Genomic DNA, 22,049 nt, shown 5'->3' on the forward strand with positions numbered 1-22,049 from the left:
GGTCAGTCTACGGGGGCGTCGTCGTACAGCTTGCGGCGCCTGTCACGACGCTTGACGCGACGGACCGGGGGCCGGTCCTCGAAGAGGATGCCGACCACCATGACCAGGCCGCCGATGGCGGCGATGAGGAAGAAGATCGCGCCCAGCGCCGGGTACCCCAGGAGGCGGGGCCCGACGTCGGCGACCATCAGCAGGGCGGCCGCCACCGTGATCGCGGCCAGGATCAGCGCGACCGACACCCGGTTGGCCACCTGGTGCAGCACCATGTGGAGCCGGTCCTCGTCGACGGCGTTGATGTTGAAGCTCAACTCGCCCTCGGCGAGGGAGTCGAGGATGCGGTTCGCGCGGCGGGGGAGCCGCTCGATGAACTCCTTGCCCTCCAGCCCGCTCAGCAGCGTCTGGCCGGCGCTCGGGCTGAAACCGGCGCGGAGGATGGTGGAGACGTTGGCGCGGATGGCCTCGATGGGCGTGAAGCCGGGATCCAGGTGCTGCGTGGCCTGATCCAGGTTCAGCAGCGCCTTGCCCACCATCGTCATCTCCGCGGGAGGACGGAGTCCGTGTTCCCCGGAGAGCCGGGCCAGTTCCATCAGCACGGTGCCCGCCTGGAGATCCGGGCCCATGGCGAGCGTGGTGGACACGAGGTGGGTGACGGAGTCACGGAAGGCCGCCGCATCGTAGTCCTCCAGCGGGTGGCCCATCCCGGCCAGCACCATGGCCGCGGCCTCGCCGTCGGCGTCGCCGATGGCCACGAGCAGCTTCACCAGCGACGTCCGGACCCGCGCGGGCAGACGCACCACCATGCCCACGTCGAGGATGGCGATGCGGTGGTCCGGGGTGAGGAACAGGTTGCCGGGGTGGGGATCCGCGTGGAGGATGCCGTCCACCAGCATGGCCTTCAGCATGAAGTGGAACAGCGAACCCGCCAGCGCCGGGCCGTCGACGTCGAGCAGTTCGATCCTGCCGACGTCGGTGATCTTCTTCCCGGGCATCAACTCGAGCGTGAGCACCTCGTCGGTGGAGTAGTCGTCGATGGGGGTGGGCACCACGAGGTCGCGTTCGTCCTCGGCGAGGTCCGCGAACAGGCGCAGGTTCGCCGCCTCCTTGCGGTAGTCCAGCTCGTCGGCCATGGAGCGCCGGAACTGGGCCAGCATCCGCGCGGCACCGAGGCGGGGGCCGACGGGTGTGTTGTGGTCCACGAAATCTGCCAGGCCTGCGAGGGAATCCAGGTCGTTGCGCACCCGGTCGCGCACGCCGGGGCGCAACACCTTCACGACGACGTCGCGGCCGGACTTCGTCACCCCCCGGTGCACCTGCGCGAGGGAGGCGGCGGCGATCGGCACGTCGTCGAACTCCGAGAACATCGCGTTCACGGACGCGCCCAGCGACTCTTCGATGCGCGCGCGAATCTGTTCGACGGGCACCACTTCGACGTCGTCCTGCAACCGGCTGAGCTCGTCGGTGTAGACGGCGGGCAGCAGGTCACGCCGCGTGGACAGGAGTTGCCCGAACTTGATGAAGGTGGGGCCCATCTCCTCGAGCGACCGCGTGAAGTTGCGCGCGTCCTCAGCCGTCTTGTTGCTGTCCGGCGAGTCACCAGGGATCTCGGAGCTCTGCGTGCTGAAGGCGCCCATGTGGCGCACCAGCAGCGTGCCCAACCTGGTGATCATGGCCATGTCCGGCATCGTTGCTCCCTGTCCCTGGTTCTGCCCACAGCGTAGTCGACCCCGGTTTCGCCGGTTGACCTTCACGCGACGTGAGGCTTTACGTTCTGAGGCATGACACGAAATGCCCAGACCCTGATCAATCAGCTCGATTCCCCCGTCGGCACCGACCGTCGCATGGCCGCGCTGGCTCTCGGGTCCATCAAGGACCCGGCCGTCGTCCCGGCGCTGCTGGCGCACCTGAAGACGGAGACCGACGGACGCGTGCGGGAGGACCTCACGTGGGCCGTCGTGCAGCACGCCGACGAGGCGAACGACGAGATCCTCGCCATGCTGCAGAGCGACTCCGAGCACGTCCGTTTCACCGGCGCCCACGTGGTGAGCAAGGTGGGCAACCCGGAGCACTTCGAGCACGTCCGTGCGCTGGTGGCGGACCCGCACAAGGACGTCGCACTCAAGGCGTACCGGGCCGCTGCCAACACGGGCGGCCATCTGGCCGCCGGTGACCTGGCCGCGCGTCTGGGTGACGGCGACGACTGGCAGCGCGACGCGCTGAGTGACGCCTTCCGCAAGCTGGGCGAGGGTGGTGTGGCCGCACTGGTGGCACGGCTGACCGACGAGTCGACGGCCGTGCGTGAGCACGCCGCCGAGGCGCTCGGCTACGTCGGCGGACCCGAGGCGGACAGCGCCGCTGAAGCCCTGGAGAAGGCCACGGCCGACGAGGACGCCGACGTGCGGCTCGCCGCCGTCTCCGCGCTCGGTCAACTGGGCTACGCCTCTGACGAAGCCCTGGCTCGCGTGGCTGAGGGCGACGACCGCTCGCTCGCGGCCGTCGCGCGTCGCTTCCTCGAGGAGCGGGTGCACAACCCCTCCTGAGCTCCCCCGGTCAGCCGCCGAGATGCTTGGGCTGGACGGGTGTGAACGGCACCGCGCCGAGGCGGTCGGTGCCGTCCTCGTCGATGTCGTCGTCAAGGTCGTCGTCGTCCGCATCCAGGATGGTGCCGGTGTCGGAGTCGATCGCCGGATCGTCTTCGAGTTCGTCGGCGATCTCCTCGTACGAGCGGCGGGGGTCCTCCGCTCCCGTGTCCGGGTCCTGCGCCTTCACACCGGGGAGGGGAGTGATGTCCTCTGGGAGCTGGCCGCTGCCGTGGTACTGGTCGCTGTTCATTGCCGTCCTCCTGTTTCGGGTGATCGACGCTACCAGCCGGGGCGCTCATTCGGCGGTCAGCGGCGACGCGACGTGGGGCGGCGGGCTAGGACGACCCGAGCAACCGCCGCGCCACCAACCGGGTGCGATCGTCTGTCGACGAGGCCTCCTCCCGGATGGCGGCGGCCGCCTCGGGTTCGGGTCGTTCGCCCAGCGCCAGCAGGGCGGCCAGGCGCACCTCGGGGTCCGCGTCGTGCAGCGCGGCGATGAGCACCGGCACGTCGGCCGGGTCCGCGTGACCTGCGAGGGCCTCGATGGCGTGCAACCGCGCGACGGCCGAAGCGTCCACGGCTGCGTCCCTGAGCAACCACCCAGCTTCGGGGATGCGCCCGAGGCTCCGGGTCACCTCCTCACGCACCGCGCCGCGCTCATCGGAGAGCAACGGCACCAGCAGCTTCGCTGCGGCCTCACCGCCGACCTGTCCCAGCCCGAAGGCAGCCTTGGCGGCGACCTCCTCAGAGTCGTCGTGCGCGAGTTCTCCCAGCGTGGCGATCCCCACCGGGTCGCGGAGTTTGCCCAGGACGTGGGCCAGTGACCGGCGGGCCTGCTCGTCACCGTCCCTGAGCGACGCGATGGCGTTCATCACGACGGCGCCGCGGTGCACCAGCGCCCAGGTGGCCGCCTCCCTGACGCCCGGCTCCGGATCTGAGCGGAGCCTCTCCACGAGGTCTTCGACGGCGGCCGCCCCCTGCTCGGTGAGCGCCGCCCGGAACCGCACATTGGGGTCCTCGTGTTGGAGTTGTTCGCCCAGCGACAGCACGTCGAGCACGTCGTCCCACCCGGTCTGCGCGGCTGCCCGCAGCCGCTGGAGCCGGGCCAGCCGTTCCTGCTCCTCGCCGATGCGCGCCTCGACGGCCACGATGTGCCGGCCGATCAGTTCAGCCGCGTCCGTTCCCGGGTCGTCCAGCACCTGCCGCACCTCGTCCAGGCTGAGGCCCAGCGACTTGAGGTGCTGAACGGCCAGCAGCCGCTCCATGTCTTCCGGCGAGTAGAGCCGGTAATCAGAGTAGGAACGGCCGCTTGGCACCAGCAGGCCGAGCTCGTCGTAGTGCCGCAACGTGCGGTGCGTCAGGCCGGTGAGGCGTGACACCTCGCCGATGCGGAGCCACTCAGTCACGGCCGGCCAGCTCGGTCAGAGCCCCGAGGATGATGTCGAGGTGGGCGTCGATGCTGTCGGCTGCCGTCCTGGCCGCCGCGTCGCCACGGCCGTACGGGTCCGGCACGTCATCAGCGGTGTCCGAGGTGCGGTGCCTCCAGAGGTGCTCCGTGACGCTGCTGAGGGTGGCGGACTCCGGCAGGGTGGCGAGTTCCCGGGCGATGTGCCCGATGACGAACACCTTGCGGCCCAGCGCCGGCCAACTGTCGAGGATGTAGCGACGGTGGTCTGCGGCCATCGCGATCACCAGGTCTGCCTCTTCGAGCATGGCCCGGGTCAGTTGCTGGGCGCGGTGGGTGGAGGAGTCGCCGTCCACGACACGTGCCGCCATGGGCGGGTCGATCTCATGCCCGACGAGGGCCTGGATTCCTGCCGAGAGGAAGCGGAGACCCGGCACCCTGCGCGCCCGGGCGACGACATCTGCATAGGCCGAGCGGCAGATGTTGGCCGTGCAGACGAACATGACCGTGTAGGGCCTGCCCGGCATCCTTGCCGCTGCTGTAGCGGCCTCCCCGGTGGCCTGCAGCGGTGCGGGCTTGGCCCCGGGCACCTTGTCGATGAGGCCCAGCCACGCGTTGTCCGGTGTGAAGCCGGTGGCCTTGATCTTGTCGAGCCGCAGCAGGGCGGGGGATGGGGCATCGGCAACAGCCGAACTGTGCACCAGAGCCGGATCTGCGCCGACGATCTGGAACACCCGCTGCGCCGCCTGCGCCCAGCTCACCGACCGGCCGTCACCGGTCAGGTTGTAGACGCCGGGAGCGGCCCCCGTCCGGACCAGGTGGATGATTCCCGCCGCGAGGTTGTCCGTGAAGGTCAACCGGCCGAAATGATCTCCCAGCACGGTGACCGACTGGTGGTGCCGGGCCCGGGCGGTCATGTCGCGGAGGAACCCCTCATCCGAGTCCATCACCCACCCGGTCCGGATGATCAGGTGCCTGGGGACTGTCGCGGCGATCAGTTCGCCAGCCGCGAGCACCTGTCCGTGCGGATGGCTGAGATCGAGCGCGTCGGTTTCGCCGTGCTCTGGACCCGGGCCCTGGAAGGCCCCGTCTGCCGAGAGGTGCACGTAGCGCAACCGGTGCGTGCGGGCGATCTCCGCGAGCCGGTGTGCCCGGCCGGCGGCGGACGACCACGTCTCTTCGCGCTCGAACTGGTCCGGGAGACCGGTGGGCAGTCTGCCGGCTGCTCCGATGATGGTGTCGAACGCCCAGAGGTCGACGGGGGCCGCTCCAGCATCGAAGGCGGAGGAGGGCAGGCCCACGGCCTGGGGGAGTTGGCGGGCCAGGGCCCTGCCCAACGAGGTGTCGGTTCCGACGACCAGCGTGCGTCGTGGGGGCATCGGCGGGGCGTCCCGCAGCAGCGGCAGCGACGCGTCACGCTGGGCGACGAGGGCCCGGTCCCGTGAGATCGGCCACGGGATGTTCAGCGCCGGGTCGAAGAGGTTCGCGGTGGCGGACTGCTTGCGCGCGTCTGGGGTCCAGTGGTGTTCCAACAGGTAGGAGAACGTGGTGCCGTCCTCCAGGACCTGGTGGGCGTTGGCCACCCCGCGCGGCACGAACACGGCCACCGAGGTGTCCAGGTCACAGTAGAAGGTGCGGCCGAAGGACTCGCCGGGCCGGAGATCCACCCAGGCGCCCATGGCGCGTCCGCTGGTGAGCGTGATAAGCCTGTCCCATGGCTCGGCGTGGAAGCCGCGCGTGACGCCGCGGTCCACGGTGTGCGTGACGTTCTGCTGCATCGGCCCGAAATCCGGCAACCCGGCCGCACCGAAGGACGCCCGGTGCCAGTTCTCCTTGAACCACCCGTCGTCGTTGTACTGCACGTTCAGGTGCAGCACCAACAGCCCCGGGATGGAGGTGGTGGTCTTCACGTGTTGCTGCCCTCCGTCTGCTGTCTGCGCCCTCGTATCCTAAGCCGCGCCGAGCGGTGGCGGCGTGCGCATCCTGTCACCGCGGCAAACCGCTCAACGGGGCCGGGCGAGGTCAGGGCCGCCGGAGATCCAGTACCCCCAGGGCGTCCGCCAGAGTGGGGACCTCGACCACGCGCAGGTTCCCGAGCTTGGGCACCCGGGCCGTGACGTCGCGCGAGCCGGTGGGGATGATGGCCAGTTCGAAGCCGAGCCGGCCCGCCTCTGCCAGACGACGCTCGGCACCCGGCACCCTGCGGAGGTCTCCGGCCAGGCCCACCTCGCCCAGGGCCAGGAGCCGTTTGGGGTAGTGCCTGTCCAGGGCGGCTGATGCGATGGCCACTGCCGCGGCGAGGTCTGCCGAAGGGTCTGTGACCCGGGCTCCGCCCACCGTCGAGGCGTAGACGTCGAACGCCGACAGCGGCAGCTTGACCTTGCGCTCGAGGACGGCCAGCACCATGGCGATGCGGGAGCCGTCGAGCCCGTGCGTGGTGCGGCGCGGCGACGACTGCGGCGAGGGGGCGATGAGCGCCTGGATCTCCGCCAGCAACGGACGCCGCCCTTCGAGCGTGACGGTGACGCAGGTGCCCGGCACCGGCTCGTTGTGGGCGGTGGTGAACAGCCCGGACGGGTCCGGCACCTCGACGATGCCGTTCTCGCTCATCTCGAAGCAGCCCACCTCATCTGCGGGGCCGTAGCGGTTCTTCGTGGCCCGCACCATGCGGAAACCTGAATGGCGGTCTCCCTCGAAGGTGAGCACCACGTCCACCAGGTGCTCCAGCGTGCGGGGACCGGCGATGCCGCCGTCCTTCGTAACATGCCCGACGATGATCGCCGCCATGTTCTCGCGCTTGGCGACGCGGGCGATGGCGGCGGTGATCTCGCGGACCTGGCTGGGGCCGCCCGGCGCGCCGTCCGCGTCCGCGGCCGAGATGGTCTGCACCGAGTCCAGCACCAGCAGGGAGGGGCGCACCTGTTCCATGTGGCCCAGCACCGTGCCGAGGTCTGTCTCTGAGGCGAGGTACAGCTCGTCGTCGACGGCGCCTGTGCGCTCAGCGCGCAGCCGCACCTGGGACGCGGACTCCTCGCCGGAGATGTACAGCGTCTTCTCCCCGGAGCGGGCCCACTTGGCGGCGACGTCGAGCAGGAGCGTGGACTTCCCGACGCCGGGCTCGCCCGCCAACAGCACCACCGCGCCGGGAACGAGGCCGTCACCCAGCACGCGGTCCAGTTCGGCGATGGTGGTCAGCTTGCGCTGGGCCGAATCTGTGGGCACCTGGGAAATGGGCACCGCCTGCTGCGTCGGCACGGAGGAGGCCACCGCACGCAGCCGTGGCGCCCCGCGCTCGACCACCGTGCCCCAGGCCTGGCATTCGCCGCAGCGGCCGACCCAGCGCACGGACGTCCAGCCGCACTCGGTGCAGTTGTAGGTGTCCTGTTTCTTCGCCACGCGCTTGAGCCTAGGTCACGGCGCAGACAAAGTGTGGACGAGCCGTCGTCGGTGGCCCCACGAACTAGATGGTGACGGTGCCCCTGGAGGGAGTGTCGAACGTGACGGAGTTGAGGCCGGGGGTGCCGTTGGGCGACACCAGGTCGAGCTTGATGCCGTCGATCTGGTCCGCCACGTCCACGCCGAGCCATTCCGAGAGGCGGTCCGCCGAGCCCGAGATCTGCAGTTCCTTCAACGCGCAGTCGCCGTGGAGAGCGGCGGGGCGCAGCGAATCATCCGACTTCCACTCGAGGAAGTAGGGGAGCTGCGGATCGGCGATGAGCCCGCGAATGCCGATCTGGACCCACTCGAGCCGGCGGCCGTCTGGGAACAGGCGTGAGCCGGGCACTGCGGAGCGGTCGAGGCGCTTCTCGTAGGGGGAGATGTCGTTGACGCTCAGCACCCAGCCGAGCCAGCCGCCGCCCATTTCGGAGCGGGCGCGGACCGCCTGGCCGAAGGCGGCCTTGTCGGCTGCGGGGTGGTCGAGCACCTCGACCACCTCGATGTAGCGGGCGTCCGCCAAGGGGATGATGTGGTTGCGCGTACCGAAGCGGGGGTGGAAACCGCCATCCTTGTATTCGGTGCCCAGTGCGTCAGCCAGTCGCTCAGCCTCACCCTTGAGACCTGCGGGACCGGTTGCGAAGATCAAATGGTCGACGTGCATACCGACATTCTTCCCCTCGTGGGGGCGAAACGACTAATCGGGGCTTGCCGGGGGCCATCCGGGCGGTACCCGCCCTCGCAATCCTGCGGGGGTTCGAGCGGATCGGTGTGCGCGGTAGGGTGGCGATGTGACCCAGTCGAAGGTTCTCTTGTCGACCACTTCCGTGTACCCGGAAGCCTCCGCGAGCGCGTTCGAGCTGGCGGCAGCGCTCGGGTACGACGGCATCGAACTGATGGTCGGCGTCGACGCCCTGTCCACAGACATCGGGGCCGTCGAGAAACTGGCGAACTACCACGGCATGCCGGTGCTGTCGGTCCACGCGCCCACCCTGCTGATCACCCAGGGCACCTGGGGCTCCGACGCGTGGGGCAAACTCAAGCGCTCCGGTGAGGCGGTGCAGCACCTGGGTGGCGACATCGTCGTGGTGCACCCGCCCTTCCGCTGGCAGCGTGAGTACGGTGCCGGCTTCGTGGACGGCATCAAGCGGCTCAACGCCGAGGGGGACGTGAAGTTCTGCGTGGAGAACATGTTCCCCTGGCGCACGCCCGCAGGTCCGATGCAGACCTACCTGCCGGGTTGGGATCCCACGCCCTATGACTATGACCACCTGGCCTTGGACCTGTCCCATGCCTCCACCTCGCAGCGCCAGTCGATGGACTTCGTGCACGCCTGGGGTGACAGGCTGGCCAACGTGCACTTCACGGACGGCCGCGGGTCCTTCAAGGACGAACACCTCCTTCCCGGGGAGGGGGACCAGAACGCCTGGGGCGTCCTGGCCGAGATCGCGCGTACCGGGTACACGGGGCACATCGTGCTCGAGGTGTCGACGCGCCGGGCCCGCTCACGGCACGAACGCGAAGACCTGCTGGGCGGGGCCCTCCAGACCGTGCGCGACACGCTCGCCAAGGCACAGGCCGGGGCCCGCTGACATGTCTCGGCTCAACAGCGCAGTGCGCTCCGTCATCCGTTCGCGCTGGGTGCAGGCTGCAGCCCTGAGCAGCGGCGTGGCAGAGGAATTCGCCAGCGCGTACGTGGTGCCTGCCGAATCCGACGCCATCGCGGTGGCCCGCAAGCTGCAGAAGCAGGGCCTCGAGATCTCGTTGGCCTACCTGCCCACCAGCGACGACGAGTCGGAGTCGCCGGGCCGCATCCTGGAGACGCTCGAGCACCTGGGCGACCTTGCCCGGGGCGCCGAACTGTCGGTCAAACCGTCGTCGCTCGGCCTGCGTGCCGACAGGGTGGCGGCAGCAGCAGTGCTGGACGGGTTGTGCCAGGCGGCAGATGACGCAGGGGCCCTGATCACGCTCGAGATGCAGGGGGCCGACGAGTACCAGCCCACGCTGGACCTCTGGCAGCGGGCCAGGTTGGACCACCCCCTCCTCGGCATCACGTTGCCGGCCGACATCCGACGCGCCGAGCGTGATGTGGCCAAAGCTGCCGGTGCCGGTGCCGGTGCCCGCGTGCGGCTGTGCGTCGGTTCCTACCCCGTGCCACCGTCGATGGGTTACCGCAGGGAGCGCGACAAGCAGTTGGCACTGGTGCGCTGCCTCCGCGTCGCCATGGAATCCGGTGCCTACGCCATGCTGGCCTCGCACGACCCCACGCTGATCGCCATCGCCCAGGACCTGGCGCGGCGCAACGCCATCCCTCGCGACGGGTTCGAATTCCAGATGTTCTACGGCGTGCGGCCGCTGGAGCAACGCCGCCTGGCGGACATCGGCTTCAGGTCGCGCACCTATGTCCCCTTCGGGCGGGGCTGGTTCGAGTACCTGACCACCCGCGTCGCCGCCCGCCCCCGCACAGCGTTCAGCTACCTGCGCGCGGTGGCCGACAAGAGTTGAGGCCATGACAGTCACGTCCGTTCCCCGCCCGGGGCTCCAGCGCCTGCGCACCGAGATCGTTGTGGTGCTGCTCATCTCCCTCGGCCAGTCGGCGGTCTACGCCCTGCTGTCGATCATCAACAAGCTCACCCGCCCGGAGCCGCTGGCGCAGCAGGTGACGCGGATGAACACGTCCACCACACCGGACCGGCCGTGGCTCGACCTCGCGTACCAGCTGGCCGGCCTCATCTTCCCGCTGATGCCCGTGGTGCTCGTCCTGTTCCTGCTGGCCGTGCACCACCGCCCGGCCGAGGGTCCCTGGCGCGTGATGGGTTTCGACCTCCGCAGACCCGGTTTCGACCTGGTGTGGGGGTTCGGCGTGTTCGCCGTCATCGGCGTCGCCGGCCTGGCCTTCTTCATCTTCGCCCTCCAGATCGGCATCAACACCCAGGTCCAACCGGCCAACCTCGCGGACAACTGGTGGACGGTGCCCATGCTGCTGGCCAGGGCGGTGATGAACGGCGTGCTCGAAGAGGTCGTGATGGTGGGCTACCTGTTCACCAGATGGGCCCAGCGGGGTGGCCAGATGTGGGTCATCCTCGTGGTGAGCGCCGTGATCAGGGGCGGCTACCACCTCTACCAGGGCTTTGGCGGCTTCATCGGCAACCTGGTGATGGGCCTGGTCTTCGGCTGGCTCTACCTGAAGATCAAGCGGGTCATGCCGCTGGTGGTCGTCCACACGCTGCTGGACATCGTCGCCTTCCTCGGTGCACCGCTGCTGCCCGTGGTGATGGGGTGGGTCGGGCTCTGATCAGCCTCTGTTCGCGGAGAGCGGACGTCGGACAACTCGGATGAGCGTTTGGGCGCCGCCCTAGGAATTGTTCATCCAAAATTCGTACGGTTGCGGTCTGCGAGACGACGAGTGGGCGCTGACGCCCACCTGCGAAAGGCCGACGATGAATGCAGCCCCCACGAGCGCTCAGTGCTCCCTCCGAACGATATTGACAGGGTTGCTGAGCGTAGCCCTCGCGTTGGGGAGCCTCTCCCTCGTTCCCACATCGGCGACGGCAGCAACGACCCCGGCGGTGGGGCAGTGGGTCGACGTCAACATCGGCCGGGTGAAGATCCAATCGGTCGCGCCCGACAAGGCAGAATATGCCGTGGGCGACGTCGTCACCCTTGAGTTCCGCATGGAGTCGAACGCTGCGGCACCGGCGCGGGACATCGTCGCCAGTTCCACCACGCTGGCCAACGCCACCAGCTGCAGCTGGCCCAATTCCAACTTCCCCGCGGGTACGGACGGCAAGTACACCTGCGCACTGACGGGAACGCCTGCCATCACCTACACGGTGACCGAAGCCGACGCCGCGGCAGGACAAGGGGCCTTCGACCTCACCTGGACGCAGTATCCCCTCGTCGGAGGTGTGCGCACCGGAGACCCGATCGTCACCACGCTGAACGGCACCCTCCCCGTCGCCAGGCCCGCCGCCCCCGAGGCGCCGGATCTCGCGGCCATCGCCGACGTGTCCGTCAACGTCGGCTCGCCGGTCTGGGTCACGCCCAGCGCCACCGGCACCGCCCCCATCGCCTACAGCGCCACCGGCCTCCCCGCGGGCGTCTCGATCAACGCCACCACGGGCGTCATCTCAGGCAACCCGGCCGCGGCCGTGGCCGCCGTCGTGACCGTCACGGCCACGAACTCCGTCGGCTCCGACACTGGCACCTTCACGCTCACCGTCAACGACACGCCGGCCGGAACCTGGGCGCCCGCTGACGGCCTGGCCGCAGGCCTCGAGCTGCACGACCTGGCCAACCGCGGCGAGAACGGCTGGCTCCGCTACCGCATCCCCGCGCTGTCGGTGGCCCCCAACGGCGACATCCTCGCCTTCTACGACGGCCGCCCCTCAATGGCCGACCTTCCCAGCAACATCACCATGCTGATGCGCCGCTCCACCGACGGCGGCGAGACGTGGGGCCCGCAGACGGTCGTCCGTCAGGACGCGGCCCCCAAGGGCTTCGGAGACCCGTCCGTCATCGTCGACCGCGAGACGAACCAGGTCTTCCTGTTCTACGCCGCGTCCATCAACCAGGGCTTCGCAGGCTCCGGTACAGGGGCGAGCCACGACGACCCGAACGTGCTGCACGCCGACTACTCCGTCTCCGCCGACAATGGCCTCACCTGGACCCACCACCGCATCACGGACCAGATCAAGGCCGGCAAGACCAACTGGGCAGGCATGTTCGCCGCCTCCGGCGAAGGCATCCAGCTGCGTCAGGGCGAGCACAAGGGCCGCCTCATCCAGCAGTACACGGTCAACATCCAGGGCACCGGCTTCAGCGCAGTGTCCGTCTACTCCGACGACCACGGCGCCACCTGGCAGGCGTCCGGGCCGGTCCCCGGCGCCGGTGCCGACGAGAACAAGTCGGTCGAGCTCGCCAACGGCGACGTGATGGTCAACACGCGCCGCGCCCCGCAGCGCGCCTACGCCATTTCCACGGACCAGGGTGAGACCTACGGCCCCTGGGTCAACGACTCGCAGCTGCCCGACCCGGCCAACAACGGCTCGATCATCCGCGCCTTCCCGGACGCCGCCCCGACGGACCCCAAGGCCCAGATCCTGCTGTTCTCCAACACCTCCAACAGCAACGTGCGCCGCAACCTCACGGTGCGGATGTCGTGCGACTCCGGTGCCACCTGGCCCGTCTCCAAGGTGGTCCAGTCCGGCGCCTCGGCCTACTCCACCCTCACCCCCCTGCCCGACGAAACCGGCGAGCTGGGCGCGGGCGGCTTTGGCCTCTTCTACGAGCGTGACGGGTACCGCCACCTCTCGTTCACGAAGTTCGACCTCGACTGGCTCGGTGGCGTCTGCGCCAAGCTCGCTGCCACCGCGCCGGCCATGACCGGTGGAGCCACCTCGCCGGTCACCGTCACCGTCACCAATCAGAGCGGCGCCCCCCTGGCGGCCGGCACCGTCAGCCCCGCCACCGCGGGCTGGGCCGCCGCACCCGTGGCCGTGCCGGCGCTCGACGCCGGGGCCTCGGCCCAGGTCACGCTCCAGCTCACCGCACCGGCCACAGCCGACGCCCGCAACCATCCCGTCAAGCTGACCTACACCAACCCTGTCGGCACCAGCGCGGTCACGGTCGGCATCGCGGTCACGCAGGGCGCCGGCTTCACCGCGCAGCCGCGCTTCGAGATCCGTCCCGTGCTGGACGCGATCTACTCCAACGCGCCCGACGGCCTGCTCGGCGACCGGATCCAGCCGTGGGTCGAGGTGTACAACACCGGCAACGTCCCGCTGACGGGCATCGCCTTCAGCGCGCCGACCGGGGCGACGGTCTGCAACTTCTCGTCGCTGGCGCCCGGCTCCAGCTACGCCTGCAAGAACAACAGCCCCAGCCGCATCGTCACCGAAGCCGATCTTCTGGCGGGGGTGTGGTCCACGACCTACACCGCAGCCGCCACGGGCGCAGGTCAGACGGTCAACGCAACCGCGGACCTGTTCCCGGTGGACCTCCGCGAGATGCGCACCGGCCTCGACGCGCAGGTCTGGGTACCCACCGGCTCCTTCGCCACCTCGTCGCTGACCCGCGTGCCGCGCGTCGGTGCCGTGGGTGATCCCGCGTCGGGGCCGCTGAAGCTGCAGGTTCCCGCCAACAGCCGCGGCAGCGCCCAGCTCGCCGTCACCGCCGGCGTGGACCTGACCGGTGTCAAGGCCACCGTCGCAGGGGGCACCCTCCCGGCCGGCTCGGTGGAAGTGCGCTACGCCCGCTACATCCCCAACACCGACCAGCCGGGCACCGTCATCGCCGACCCGCTGGAGGTCAAGGAATCCGTCGACCTGCCCTCGAGCATGAACCAGCCCATCTGGCTCACGGTCCGGGTGCCCGCGGGCACCGTGGCAGGGACCACCTACACCACCTCGGTGACGGTCAGCTCCGACGCCGGCGAGATCGGCAGCTACCCGCTGGAAGTGGTGGTCCCTGACCTCCAGTTCCGTGACGTGGCCGAACGCCCGTTCGTCCTCGACCTGTGGCAGCACCCCGACACCGTCGCAGACCACCTGGGCCTCGAGCACTGGAGCGAGGAGCATTTCCAGGCCCTCGTCCCGTACTGGGAGGACATGGCTGAGGCCGGTCAGGACGTGCTGAACCTCGTCATCACCGAGGACCCCTGGCTCGTCGACCACCAGGGCACCATCCGCCCGCAGACCGCGTCGAACTACCGCTCCACCGTCGAGTGGCGCCACGACGGCACCGACTTCACCTTCGACTTCGGCGTCTTCGACCGCCTGGTCACCGACGCGAAGGCCGCCGGCATCGCCCACCGGATCCACGCGTTCACCATGCTGCAGTTCCAGAGCCGCGACAGGCTCTTCTACCTCGACACCACCACCAACGAGTGGGTCGACGAACCGGTCACGGTGGGCAGCACGCGCTACAACGAGGCGTGGGGCGACTTCCTCTCTGCCTTCGAGACGCACCTGAAGGCCAAGGGCTGGTGGGAGGACACCTCCCTGGCGTTCGACGAGCAGACCCTCACGCGCATGAACGCCATGTTCGCCGTGCTCGAGTCGGTCAACCCCGAGTGGAGCGACAAGATCGCGCTCGCGGCCAACTCCCTGGCCGAGGCCGACATCGCCGACTACATCTCGTTCAACCTGTCCTTCCTCGGTTCGGTGTCGCAGCAGCTGATCGACTCCCGCCGGGCCGCCGGCGAACCCACCCTCTTCTACACCTGGGCCGAACCCGCCAACCCGAACACCATCACGGCCACCCGGCCGGTCAACGTGCGCGTACTGCCCTGGGTGGTCGAGCAGCGTGACCTCGACGGTTACCTCCGCTGGACCTACAACTCGTGGCCGGCATCCGTCTACGAGAACCCCACGTTCCGCTACGCGCAGGGCGACGAGTACCTCGTCTACCCCGGGGCCGACGGCCCGGTGACCTCCATCCGTTGGGAACTGTTCAAGGACGGCCAGGAGGACGCCGAACTGCTCGACCTCGCCAAAGCAGAACTCGGTTCGCAGCACGCCGCAGTGGCGGCCGCCCTCGCGCAGCCGATCAACTCGGCGGACACGCAGGCCGCCCGCTCGGGGCTGGTCGCCAAGCGCGACGCGGTCATCGACGCGCTGGCCAACGCCGAGGTGGTGGCGAGCTCGCTCATCACCGCCGACAAGCTGTCGGTCCAGCAGGTCGGTGACGCCGCGACGCTGAGCGTCGAGGTGCGCAACCGCACCGACGCGCCGCACGACGTGACGCTGGGCGCCGAGGGCAACGAGGTCTTCCTCGGGAGCCCCGTCACGGTCTCGGTCCCGGCCGGTGGCACCGTCACGGTGCAACTGCCCCTCAACGCCGGTGACCGCACCGGATGGGACGAGTTCACCGCGAAGCTCACCTACGGCGACGTCCTGCTGGCCTCCCGGGCCTTCGACCTGATCGCCGGGGGGACCTATCTCTCCGACATGGAATGGGTCTCGTCCACGAACGGGTGGGGACCGGTGGAGCGGGACTCCGCCAACGGTGAGGACGCTGGCGGCGACGGCGGTGCCATCACGTTGTCGGGCCGCACCTATGCCAAGGGCATCGGCGCCCACGCCGCCTCCCGCGTCGTGATCGACCTGTCCGCCGACTGCACGCTGCTGGAGTTCGACTACGGCATCGACGACCGCATGCGTACCAATTCCGCGGCCAACGTGACCGCTACCGTCGAAGACGGAAGCGGAACTCAGCTGTGGACCTCGGGTGTGGTGACCGGAGCCTCGGGCACCAAGCGCGCCACCGTCGACGTCACCGGCGTGAACCGCATCCAGCTCGTGCTGAACCCCAACGGTCACAACGGTCAGGACCACTTCGACTGGGCCAACGTCTGGGTCGGGTGCGCCCCGCCCGTCGTGCCCGATACGGACGGACCCGTGGTGGACGCCATCGTGGCCCCGGCCGATGCCCAGGTGGGCAAGGCGCTGAGCATCGCGGTCACGGCGACCGACGCGTCGACGCCGCTGACCTACGCCGCCACCGGCCTGCCGGCCGGCGTGACGATCAACGCCACCACCGGCGTGATCACGGGCACCCCGACGGCGGACGGCACGTTCAGCGTCACGGTGACGGTCACCGATGCCAAGGGCAACGCGACGGACTCGACGTTCACCCTCGTGGTGGCGAAGAAGGCGGCCCCCACGGTGTCGCCGAGTCCGTCGCCTTCGGTGTCGCCGAGCCCGTCGAAGTCGCCGACTGCCAGGCCGACGACCACGCCGACCAAGCCGGGGGGCGGGCTCGTGCGCACAGCGCCGTACACGCTGCCGGGCAGGCATGACGTCAACGGTCGTCAGTGGTTCACGCAGTGCGAGTCGTATTCGCAGACGGAGCGGTGCCGCACGGAAATCTGGGCCACGGTGGTCAAGGTCGAGGACGGCACGTTCGTCCGCGAGTCGGGGTGGGCGTTCAACAACCTGACGTACCTGCCGTACATGACTCGTCAGGCGTGGAAGGGCAACCCGCTCGGCCAAGCCGGCGAGTTCACGTCGGCCGGTCGGCAGTGGAAGACGGAATGCGACACTGCCGCCACCGGTCGGGGCGCGTGCCGCTCCTACACGATGACGACGGTGTACGCGGCCACTGCGAAGCCTGCGGGTGGGTATACCTTCTCGCAGAGCAACGAGTGGGTGTTCAACAACATCGTGATGTTCGGAGGACCCGAGTAGCTGAAACGGAACCCCGGCCTTCCAGGCAGCCAGCTTGGAAGGCCGGGGTTCTTCGCGCCATCCCCTCCGCTCCACTGCCGGGTTTGTTGCCGTCCTCGGCTCCAAACCCGGCACTGAAACCGGGCGGCCGTGTTCAATGCTGGCTTTGATTCCAAGGACGGGTTCAAACCCAGCACTTGTGTGACCTGAAGTCCGCCCTGGCGTCCACAGCGGCTCGACGACCAGGGCGACGTCGGCGTCGGCGGTTACAATGCGCCCATGCGTGTTGGAATTTTCGGTGCCACTGGGCAGGTCGGCGGAGTTCTTCGTACCCTGCTCGAGGAGCGCAACTATCCCGTCGATGAGATCCGTTACTTCGCCTCCGAGCGGTCCGCCGGCCGGACGCTGCCCTGGAAGGGCGAGGAGATCATCGTCGAGGACATGGCGAAGGCAGATTTCGCCGGTCTGGATGTTGCCCTGTTCTCCGCGGGAGGCTCCACCTCTAAGGCGTACGCCGAGAAGGTCGCTGCAGCGGGCGCCACCGTCGTCGACAACTCGAGCGCCTGGCGCCTCGACGAGCGCGTGCCGTTGATCGTCTCCGAGGTGAACCCGGAGGACGTCGACAAGGCCGAACTCGGCATCATCGCCAACCCCAACTGCACCACCATGGCGGCCATGCCGGTGCTCAAGGCCCTCCACGACGCGGCGGGCCTCGCCGCGCTGCAGGTGACCACGTTCCAGGCCGTCTCCGGCTCCGGCGTCGCCGGGGTGGAGGCGCTCGCAGGCCAACTCGGCCAGATCGAGGACCCCACCGTGCTCGCGCACGACGGCTCGCAGTTCCAGCCCACCAGCACCGGCCCGTACGTCGCCCCCATCGCGTTCAACGTGGTGGCGTTGGCGGGCAACCTCGTCGACGACGGTGAGGGCGAGACGGACGAGGAGAAGAAGCTGCGCAACGAGTCGCGCAAGATCCTCCATCTCCCTGACCTGCTCGTCGCCGGCACCTGCGTGCGGGTGCCCGTCTTCACCGGTCACTCGCTCAGCGTCCACGCCCGTTTCGACCGCGACATCACCCCGGACGAGGCGCGCGCCGTGCTGGCGGAAGCCGCCGGTGTCGAACTCTCCGACGTGCCCACGCCGCTGGCCGCCGCGGGCGGCGACACCTCGCTGGTGGGCCGCATCCGTCAGGACCGCAGCATCGAGGGCGACAAGGGCCTCGTGCTGTTCATCAGCAACGACAACCTGCGCAAGGGTGCCGCGCTGAACACCATCCAGATCGCAGAACTGCTCGTCAAATGATCGCGGTCATCGGCGCCGGGGCCATGGGGGAGGCCCTCATCGCCGGCTGGCTGGCTTCTGGCATCCCCAGCTCCGACATCGTGATCGTCGACGCCTACGAGCCGCGCGTGCAGGAGCTCGAGGAGCGCCACGGCGTCACCGGGGTGTCGCTCGCGAAGGCTGCGCAGGCCGACACCGTCGTCCTGGCGGTCAAACCCCACCAGATCGACGGCATCCTGAAGGTGCTGAAGGACGACCTGGCAGGGGAGAGCCTGGTGGTCTCCATCGCCGCCGGCGTGACCCTCGCAGCGCTGGAGAGCGCCGTGCCGGGGCGCGCAGTCATCCGCGTCATGCCGAACACACCCGCGCTGGTGGGCAAGGGGATGGCCGGTGTCGTCCGCGGCAACCAGGCCACCGTGGAGCACGTCGAGCGGGTCCGTGGGCTCCTCGACGCCGTGGGCCGCGCCGTCGTGATCGACGAGAAGCAGTTGGACGCGCTGACCGCATTGTCGGGCTCCGGTCCCGCCTACCTCTTCTATGTCGCCGAGGCCATGATCGAAGGCGGGGTGCACCAGGGGCTCACCCGCGCGGAGGCCACCGAGCTGGTGACGCAGACGTTCGTCGGATCGGCCGCAATGCTGGCTGAAACCGGCAAGTCGGCCACCCAACTGCGTGAGATGGTCACGTCGCCGGCAGGCACCACAGCAGCCGCCCTGCGCTCGCTCGACGACCACGGCGTGCGCGCCGCGTTCCTCGACGCCATCGAGGCGTGCCGCACCCGCGGCATCGAGATGGGCAAGAGCTAGTCACTGACCGTGCCCGCGCGGGAGCGGGATTGGTTGAACCTGCCCGGTGCAGGTTAAGATTGAGAGTCTGACCGTCCGCAGGACAGTCGATACGTCCGTAGTACAACCCCGGCTAGAAAGGCACACAGTGGGTTCTGTCATCAAGAAGCGCCGTAAGCGCATGTCGAAGAAGAAGCACCGCAAGCTGCTGAAGCGCACTCGTATTCAGCGTCGCCGCGCCGGTAAGTAGTGACTCCACCCTCCCGGGTACTGCTGTTGACCCGCGACGGTTGCCACCTCTGTGTGGAAGCCGAAGCTGTCATCCGCAGAACCTGTGAGGATATGGGAGTGGGCTGGCGCGTCATTGATGTCGACACCCACGAACATCTTCGGGCGCGGTTTACAGACCACGTCCCGGTGACCTTCGTGGATCAGGAGCTGCACGGCTACTGGTTCGTCGACGAGAAGGCGTTGCGTGCAGCGCTGGTTACCAGCGCGCCTCAGCTCACCTCCGCAGACTGGACCCCCTGAAGGCCTAAGAACGGAAAATCCTCGACGTGACCAGCTCCTTGGAACCAACCTCCCCGGCCTCCCCGCCGGAGTTTGAACCAACTGGAGGTTCTGTGACCTTCGTCGGCTCTGGCCCCGGAGACCTGGGCCTGTTGACGATGAGCGGGTCCCGCGCCCTCCGGATGGCGGATCTGGTCATCATCGACGAGGACGACGACGAGGAACCGGTCAGTCATCTCGTCCCTGCTCACGCAGAACTCCGGTTCGCGGGTGGCGACGACGAGGTCACGGCCATTCTCAGTGCGGTCGCCAAGGGGCGAAAGGTCGTCCGTCTCCACGGAGGAGACTTCTTCACCGATGCCGACGCAGGTGGGGTGTTGCCGGAAGTTCTCCAGGCCGCAGGCCTGCGCGTCAACGTCGTGCCGGGCATCAACCGGTGGAGCGCCGCCCTGTCGTTCGGTGCCGTTGCGGCGACGTCGTCGTTCGCTGCTCTCGACGCCACGCTCGAGGTGCCGGACATCAACAGATGGCCCGCCGCCGAGACGCTGATCGTGCGCGCCACCGGCGAATCCGCCGGCCGGCTGGCCGAGCAGGCCATCCAGCGCTACGGCGCCGACGGCTCCTGCCTCTCGCTCACGGGCGTGGGCAGCACCGGCCAGGTCAGCGAACTGCTCACCTGGGCCGAGGTGGACAGCTCGGACGCAGACGAGTGCTTCTTCATCGTCGGCCCCGGCATCGAGGAATCCCGCCGCCAGCGTTACGCCTGGTTCGAGGGCAAGCCCCTGTTCGACTGGCGGGTGGTCGCCCCCAGCACCAAGGACCCGCTCGATCCCCTCGTCGAGGAACTCGCCCACTACGGCGCCTCCACGGAGATCGTGGCGACCATGACCATTGAGCCGCCCCGCACCGAGCAGGCCATGGAACGCGCCGTTCGCGGCCTCGTCGACGGTCGCTACCTGTGGGTCGTGTTCACCTCGCCCCATGCCGTGGGCGCCATCGCCGAGCGGCTCGACGAGTACGGCCTGGACTCACGCGCGCTCTCCGGAATCAACCTCGCCGCCGTCGGTCGCGGCACTGTCGAGGCGCTCACCAGGCTGGGCATCAAGGCGGATCTCGTCCCCGTGGTTGAGAACACCACCGGCGCCCTCGCCCATGAGTTCCCGGCCTACGACGACCTCATCGACCCGCTGGACCGGGTACTCGTGCCCAGCGCCGACGTTTCCGTCGAGCCCCTCCTCGTCGGGCTGAGCAAGCTCGGCTGGGAAGTGGAAGAGGTCACCGCCTACCGCACCGTCCGTGCAGCGCCTCCCGCGCCGGAGGTGCGCGAGGACATCAAGACCGGCAACTTCGACGCCGTCGTCTTCACCTCCGCCACCGCGGTCCGCAACATGATCGGCATCGCGGGTAAGCCCCACGCCGCCACCGTCGTGGCCGCCATCGGGCCGGCAACTGCAGCCGCCTGCGAGATCCACGGGCTCCGCGTCGACGTGACCGCCGACGCCCCCACGTTCGAGTCGCTGGCCGAGTCGCTCGCCCGTTTCGCAGACCGCCGCAGGCAGGACCAGATCGACGCCGGCCTGCCGCTCACGAAGCCCTCGCAACGGAAGCGGCGTCGCCGGCGCAAGCCCGTTGAAGCCACTGCGTAGGCTCTCCCCATGACCACAGCTACGGTGCACGTCATGCGGCACGGCCAGGTGCACAACCCGGACGGGTTGCTCTACGGCAGACTCCCCGGCTTCGGCCTCTCAGAACTCGGCCACCAGATGGCCGCCCGCATGGCCGAACACTGGCGCGACGTGCCGTTGACGCACCTGCGCACCTCCCCGCTGCAGCGCGCCAAGGAGACCCTGGCGCCCACGGCGGCGCTGTTCCCGCAGCTCGAGGTGGTCGAGGACGAGCGGGTCATCGAAGCCGACAACAAGTTCGAGGGCAAGTCCTTCGGCCGCGACAACCGCGCCCTGCGGGACCCCAGGATGTTCTGGCACATGCGCAACCCCCTCCTTCCCAGCTGGGGTGAGCCGTACACGGAGATCGCCAAGCGGATGGCCGCCGCCATCCAGGACGCGGCCGTCGCCGCCGGTGACGGCGGTCAGGCCCTCGTCGTGAGCCACCAGCTGTCCATCTGGATCGCGCGGATGGCCGCGGAGGGCCGCCGCTTCGCCCACGACCCGCGGAAGCGGCAGTGCACGCTCTGCTCCGTGACCAGCTTCACCCTCCGTGACGGCCGGGTGACCGCCGTCGACTACGCGGAGCCCGCCGCAGACCTCCTGCCGGTCAAGGCCGGCCGCAGGTGGAGGGTGGGCACGTGACCCGACTGGTCGCCGGGCTCGCCGCTGCCGCGCTCCTCTTGAGCGCCTGTTCCACGGCAGAGGACGAAGGCGCCGGGGGCACGGCCGGTTTCGTCGGAGGCGACGGCAGCGTGACCATCATCGCGCCGGAGGAACGCTCCGAGGCCCCGGCGCTGGAAGGCGAGACGCTCGACGGGGAGACGCTCTCGACGGCAGACTTCGCCGGGCAGCCACTGATCATCAACGTATGGGGATCCTGGTGCGCGCCGTGCCGCGCGGAGGCCCCCGAACTGGTGAAGAGTTCCGAAGAACTCGAGGGCACGGCCAATTTCCTCGGCATCAACACCCGCGACACCGTTGCCGCCGCCCTGGCGTTCGAGCGCTCGTTCGGCATCGGGTACCCGTCGCTCCACGACCCCGACGGCGTCCTCCTGCTGGAATTCGCCCAGCTGCCGCCCAAGGCCATCCCCAGCACGGTGGTCATCGACGCGGAGGGCCGCGTCGCCGCACGCGTGCTCGGAGAGGTCAGCGCATCGACCTTGAAAGGCATCGTGGAGGACGTGAACGCCTCGTGATCCTGTTGGAGAGTTGGGTGCAGACGG

General features: G+C 69.2%; 18 protein-coding genes. 12 read left to right on the forward strand and 6 right to left on the reverse strand.

Going from position 1 to position 22,049, the window contains the following annotated elements; genetic code table 11:
- Positions 1-2 precede the first annotated feature (2 nt).
- Positions 3-1,673: an AarF/ABC1/UbiB kinase family protein gene (locus C3E87_RS09070; RefSeq protein ID WP_198928265.1), complete on the reverse strand. Its 1,671-nt coding sequence runs from the start codon at positions 1,671-1,673 to the stop codon at positions 3-5.
- Positions 1,674-1,775: 102 nt separating this feature from the next.
- On the opposite strand from C3E87_RS09070, the gene C3E87_RS09075 reads away from it, so the two are divergent.
- Positions 1,776-2,537 (forward strand): HEAT repeat domain-containing protein, encoded by a 762-nt coding sequence (locus C3E87_RS09075; RefSeq protein WP_076061874.1) that lies wholly within the window; start codon positions 1,776-1,778, stop codon positions 2,535-2,537.
- Between the two features lie 10 nt (positions 2,538-2,547).
- Here the strand turns inward: C3E87_RS09075 and C3E87_RS09080 are convergent, their stop codons facing one another.
- From C3E87_RS09080 to C3E87_RS09100, 5 genes are all read right to left on the reverse strand, one after another.
- Positions 2,548-2,829, reverse strand: a complete 282-nt coding sequence (locus C3E87_RS09080) for a hypothetical protein (RefSeq protein ID WP_076061876.1) — start codon at positions 2,827-2,829, stop codon at positions 2,548-2,550.
- Between the two features lie 85 nt (positions 2,830-2,914).
- Positions 2,915-3,985 carry a HEAT repeat domain-containing protein gene (locus C3E87_RS14910; RefSeq protein ID WP_076061878.1) on the reverse strand — a complete coding sequence of 357 codons (1,071 nt, stop codon included), beginning with the start codon at positions 3,983-3,985 and terminating at the stop codon, positions 2,915-2,917.
- Positions 3,978-5,894: a dTDP-4-dehydrorhamnose 3,5-epimerase family protein gene (locus C3E87_RS09090; protein WP_076061880.1), complete on the reverse strand. Its 1,917-nt coding sequence runs from the start codon at positions 5,892-5,894 to the stop codon at positions 3,978-3,980. Before C3E87_RS09090 ends, C3E87_RS14910 begins: the two co-directional genes overlap by 8 nt.
- Positions 5,895-6,006: 112 nt before the next feature.
- The gene (gene radA, locus C3E87_RS09095) at positions 6,007-7,380 is read right to left on the reverse strand and encodes a DNA repair protein RadA (RefSeq protein ID WP_076061883.1); all 1,374 of its coding nucleotides are present in this window, start codon (positions 7,378-7,380) and stop codon (positions 6,007-6,009) included.
- Positions 7,381-7,444: 64 nt separating this feature from the next.
- The gene (locus C3E87_RS09100) at positions 7,445-8,083 is read right to left on the reverse strand and encodes a VOC family protein (RefSeq protein WP_076061885.1); all 639 of its coding nucleotides are present in this window, start codon (positions 8,081-8,083) and stop codon (positions 7,445-7,447) included.
- A gap of 127 nt (positions 8,084-8,210) precedes the next feature.
- Here C3E87_RS09100 and C3E87_RS09105 point away from each other — a divergent pair, with 127 nt between their 5' ends.
- From C3E87_RS09105 to C3E87_RS09155, 11 genes are all read left to right on the forward strand, one after another.
- Positions 8,211-9,011, forward strand: coding sequence for a sugar phosphate isomerase/epimerase (locus tag C3E87_RS09105; protein WP_076061887.1), 801 nt, complete (start codon positions 8,211-8,213; stop codon positions 9,009-9,011).
- Between the two features lies 1 nt (position 9,012).
- Positions 9,013-9,924: a hypothetical protein gene (locus tag C3E87_RS09110; RefSeq protein WP_076061889.1), complete on the forward strand. Its 912-nt coding sequence runs from the start codon at positions 9,013-9,015 to the stop codon at positions 9,922-9,924.
- A 4-nt stretch (positions 9,925-9,928) separates the two neighbouring features.
- Positions 9,929-10,714: a CPBP family intramembrane glutamic endopeptidase gene (locus tag C3E87_RS09115; protein ID WP_076061891.1), complete on the forward strand. Its 786-nt coding sequence runs from the start codon at positions 9,929-9,931 to the stop codon at positions 10,712-10,714.
- Between the two features lie 274 nt (positions 10,715-10,988).
- A complete protein-coding gene (locus tag C3E87_RS09120; protein ID WP_076061893.1) occupies positions 10,989-16,607 on the forward strand; it encodes a glycoside hydrolase domain-containing protein in 5,619 nt (1,872 codons plus the stop codon).
- Between the two features lie 258 nt (positions 16,608-16,865).
- Positions 16,866-17,885: an aspartate-semialdehyde dehydrogenase gene (locus C3E87_RS09125; protein WP_076061895.1), complete on the forward strand. Its 1,020-nt coding sequence runs from the start codon at positions 16,866-16,868 to the stop codon at positions 17,883-17,885.
- Positions 17,882-18,670, forward strand: coding sequence for a pyrroline-5-carboxylate reductase (gene proC, locus C3E87_RS09130; RefSeq protein ID WP_076061897.1), 789 nt, complete (start codon positions 17,882-17,884; stop codon positions 18,668-18,670). The genes C3E87_RS09125 and proC overlap by 4 nt, the downstream gene beginning before the upstream one ends.
- 127 nt (positions 18,671-18,797) lie before the next feature.
- A complete protein-coding gene (locus tag C3E87_RS09135) occupies positions 18,798-18,899 on the forward strand; it encodes a 30S ribosomal protein bS22 (RefSeq protein ID WP_074436903.1) in 102 nt (33 codons plus the stop codon).
- Positions 18,899-19,180 (forward strand): glutaredoxin family protein, encoded by a 282-nt coding sequence (locus C3E87_RS09140; RefSeq protein ID WP_076061899.1) that lies wholly within the window; start codon positions 18,899-18,901, stop codon positions 19,178-19,180. The genes C3E87_RS09135 and C3E87_RS09140 overlap by 1 nt, the downstream gene beginning before the upstream one ends.
- Before the next feature lie 26 nt (positions 19,181-19,206).
- Positions 19,207-20,805, forward strand: coding sequence for a uroporphyrinogen-III synthase (locus tag C3E87_RS09145; RefSeq protein ID WP_143570966.1), 1,599 nt, complete (start codon positions 19,207-19,209; stop codon positions 20,803-20,805).
- Positions 20,806-20,814: 9 nt separating this feature from the next.
- Complete coding sequence (locus tag C3E87_RS09150; protein ID WP_076061901.1) at positions 20,815-21,468, forward strand: histidine phosphatase family protein; 654 nt, start codon at positions 20,815-20,817, stop codon at positions 21,466-21,468.
- Positions 21,465-22,022, forward strand: coding sequence for a TlpA disulfide reductase family protein (locus C3E87_RS09155; protein WP_076061903.1), 558 nt, complete (start codon positions 21,465-21,467; stop codon positions 22,020-22,022). Before C3E87_RS09150 ends, C3E87_RS09155 begins: the two co-directional genes overlap by 4 nt.
- Positions 22,023-22,049: the final 27 nt, after the last annotated feature.

Source organism: Tessaracoccus sp. ZS01 (assembly GCF_022342445.1).
GTDB lineage: Bacteria > Actinomycetota > Actinomycetes > Propionibacteriales > Propionibacteriaceae > Arachnia.

Bases quoted from the DNA above. Each gene is read 5' to 3' on its own strand.
- C3E87_RS09070 (WP_198928265.1), bottom strand. From the start codon at position 1,673: ATGGCCATGATCACCAGGTTGGGCACGCTGCTGGTGCGCCACATGGGC.
- proC (WP_076061897.1), top strand. From the start codon at position 17,882: ATGATCGCGGTCATCGGCGCCGGGGCCATGGGGGAGGCCCTCATCGCC.
- C3E87_RS09115 (WP_076061891.1), top strand. From the start codon at position 9,929: ATGACAGTCACGTCCGTTCCCCGCCCGGGGCTCCAGCGCCTGCGCACC.
- C3E87_RS09125 (WP_076061895.1), top strand. From the start codon at position 16,866: ATGCGTGTTGGAATTTTCGGTGCCACTGGGCAGGTCGGCGGAGTTCTT.
- C3E87_RS09110 (WP_076061889.1), top strand. From the start codon at position 9,013: ATGTCTCGGCTCAACAGCGCAGTGCGCTCCGTCATCCGTTCGCGCTGG.
- C3E87_RS09080 (WP_076061876.1), bottom strand. From the start codon at position 2,829: ATGAACAGCGACCAGTACCACGGCAGCGGCCAGCTCCCAGAGGACATC.
- C3E87_RS09100 (WP_076061885.1), bottom strand. From the start codon at position 8,083: ATGCACGTCGACCATTTGATCTTCGCAACCGGTCCCGCAGGTCTCAAG.
- C3E87_RS09075 (WP_076061874.1), top strand. From the start codon at position 1,776: ATGACACGAAATGCCCAGACCCTGATCAATCAGCTCGATTCCCCCGTC.
- C3E87_RS09150 (WP_076061901.1), top strand. From the start codon at position 20,815: ATGACCACAGCTACGGTGCACGTCATGCGGCACGGCCAGGTGCACAAC.